Consider the following 2,642-nt stretch of genomic DNA (forward strand, 5'->3'; position numbering starts at 1 on the left):
ACAAGTAAAGGTGTGACACGTATAGCTTATTCTTGGGTATTGACAACAACCATCACAAACAAAAGATTAGCCCAGTTTGGGCTAATCTCTGGAGCTCAATACTATAGTAAAGTACATGTTTAGAGTAGAATTGAACCGCCGTATACGGAACCGTACGTACGGTGGTGTGAGAGGTCGGAGGTTAATCACCTCCTCCTACTCGATTATAACACAGGTTCCTATTAACAAAGTTACGTTCATAAGGTTGTAGTAACGAGATATGGAGAATGTTTCTGAAAAGTTTATAATATCCTATTGCAATAAATAGTATGACATAATATACTGTTAATAACATAATTAATACATCCTATTTAAAGGAGCTGTTAATAATGGGTACAATTATTTGTGCAAAATGTCAACGTGTTATTGATTACTTCGATCATATTAAAGTAACTAAGATTTATAGCCATAACTGTGATTGTTGTCAGAAAGATAATAAAACGAACTCAAACGCTTAAGCGTTTGAGTTTTTTTGTATACTTAACAGATTTTTCACATAACAATAATTTCATGATAAGATGATTGAAAAAGGGAGTGGTGTCATGAAAACGAGAGTCACAGATTTATTAAATATAGACGTGCCGATTATACAGGGAGGCTTAGCTCATTTAGCATATGCAGAATTAGCTGCTGCAGTATCAAATGCTGGTGGCTTAGGACAAATTACGGCTATGAGTTTACCTGATGAAGATGCACTATTACAAGAAATACATAAAGTTAGAAAGCTAACGGATCAACCTTTTGGAGTTAATTTTGCAATCGGACAACACGGACGCCCGTTTAAGCATATGGTGCAAGTAGCAGTGGAAGAACAAGTTCCTGCAATCTCTGTTACAGGTGGTAACCCAAAACCTGTATTAGAAATGTTTGATAATACAAACACAAAAAAACTAGTGTTAGTAGCGGCAAAACGTCAAGCTATTAAAGCTGAAGAACTAGGCGCTGATGCAGTGATGGTAGTTGGGCATGAAGGTGGCGGTCATTTAGGACGAGATGACATAGGTACTTTTGTATTAACTCCAGAAGTTGTAGATTCAGTTGAAATACCAGTTATTGCTTCAGGCGGTATTAGTGATGGTAGAGGGTTAATGGCGGCATTAGCTTTAGGTGCTGAAGGTATAGAGATGGGTACACGTTTCATTGCTACCAAGGAATGCGTGCACGCTCATGAGTCGTATAAACAAAACTTAATTGATGCCAATGAACAATCAACTGTTCTTATCAAAAAATCAATTGGTGCTCCTGCTAGAGCATTAAAAAATAGTTGGACAGATCAAATTCTTGAGTTAGAAGAACAAGAAGTCGGTTATGAAGGCTTAAGAGATTATATTAGTGGAGAAGCGAATAAACGATATATCTATGAGGGAAAACAAGAAGAAGGGTTTGCTTGGGCAGGCCAAGTGGCGATGCGAATTCAAGATGTTCCAACAGTTCAAGAATTATTTGATACAATAGATAAAGAAGTAAAACAAATCAAGGATAAATGGAATCAATAACAAAGGTTGTGAGCACAATGGAATACAATTATCCAATTGACCCTGATTGGTCAACAGATGAAGTGATTCATGTGGTTGAATTTTTTCAAATGGTCGAACAAGCGTATGAAAAGGATGCTAAAGCTGGACAGGTTATGAATCAGTATAAGAAGTTTAAAGAAGTCATTCCTTCTAAAGCAGAGGAAAAGACGATTTTTAAACAATTCGAGAAGCAGTCAGGCTACGTTCCCTACCAAGTCGTTAAAGCAGCTAAGGAAGCTGATCAATCACAAACTGTTTCGTTAAAAAAATGAACTCGGTGATCTCACCGAGTTCTACTTATATTCAATCGTTTTTGTTAAATCATAAAGTGTTGATAACTTTTTAAGTGTAGTTTCACAAAGTTTAATAAATTCGTCTCCATCTTTTAGGCGCACATCATCACGACTTAATGTTAAGCCGCAAAGGATTTCTGCCTTCTTAACGTTTTCGAGACGATCTACTAGTCGATCAAACTCACCATTTTTCATTTCTTTATGACTGATAGTATCAGGTTCTGTATGGTCCTTGGACCAAACAAAATTGTCAGGTATTGAAGATAAAATTTGATCTTTGTTTGCTTTGAGTTCTTTTGCAAAATCAGATTTAATGGGGCTTTCGTAAATGACCGCAAACCATATAAAGACGTGAGTCTCCCACATCCCCACCTGAAAGTGTGGTAGCTTTTTATATCCACGCTTGCTACTAGCCAATGCGGCCCATGTGTCATTTGGTGGGTTTTTAGTACGTCGAGCATGCTTAGCAACATGAACAAACATTTCATCACCCGTTAAAGATGAAGCGGTCGGCTCTAAATCTGTTGCGATGGCTTCCAATTTTGGTGATAGGCGGCCACGTAGTTGCTCCATACGTTCGTCTAATCCATCAATTTTAAATACGTCAAAGTCTTTTTGTGTAAATCCTGTAAAATTAGCCACGTATCATCGCTCCTTTTATGCTTGTCGGGAGTGTCAAAAAGTTTGTGTAAATGACGACGTTCCATCTGTATTAAGTTAGCTGCATTATTTATATGATCGACCTTTAGGTCGTAATGGTGGCTTCTTCTTCAGTTGCCAACCCAGCAGCTTG

At 37.5% G+C, this 2,642-nt stretch carries 4 protein-coding genes; 3 read left to right on the plus strand and 1 reads right to left on the minus strand.

The window, feature by feature from the left end; translation table 11 throughout:
* The first annotated feature begins 368 nt into the window (after positions 1-368).
* The 3 genes from ACTWQB_RS17035 (at position 369) to ACTWQB_RS17045 (ending at position 1,828) form a co-directional block, all read left to right on the plus strand.
* Positions 369-497 (plus strand): GapA-binding peptide SR1P, encoded by a 129-nt coding sequence (locus ACTWQB_RS17035; RefSeq protein ID WP_443140353.1) that lies wholly within the window; start codon positions 369-371, stop codon positions 495-497.
* 84 nt (positions 498-581) lie between these two features.
* Positions 582-1,535: an NAD(P)H-dependent flavin oxidoreductase gene (locus ACTWQB_RS17040; RefSeq protein WP_443140354.1), complete on the plus strand. Its 954-nt coding sequence runs from the start codon at positions 582-584 to the stop codon at positions 1,533-1,535.
* Positions 1,536-1,552: 17 nt separating this feature from the next.
* Complete coding sequence (locus tag ACTWQB_RS17045; RefSeq protein WP_443140355.1) at positions 1,553-1,828, plus strand: UPF0223 family protein; 276 nt, start codon at positions 1,553-1,555, stop codon at positions 1,826-1,828.
* A gap of 21 nt (positions 1,829-1,849) precedes the next feature.
* On the opposite strand, the gene ACTWQB_RS17050 is transcribed toward ACTWQB_RS17045, so the two are convergent.
* Positions 1,850-2,491: a YktB family protein gene (locus ACTWQB_RS17050; RefSeq protein ID WP_443140356.1), complete on the minus strand. Its 642-nt coding sequence runs from the start codon at positions 2,489-2,491 to the stop codon at positions 1,850-1,852.
* Positions 2,492-2,642: the final 151 nt, after the last annotated feature.

The organism is Piscibacillus sp. B03, from assembly GCF_052246295.1.
Taxonomy (GTDB): Bacteria; Bacillota; Bacilli; order Bacillales; family Alkalibacillaceae; genus Piscibacillus.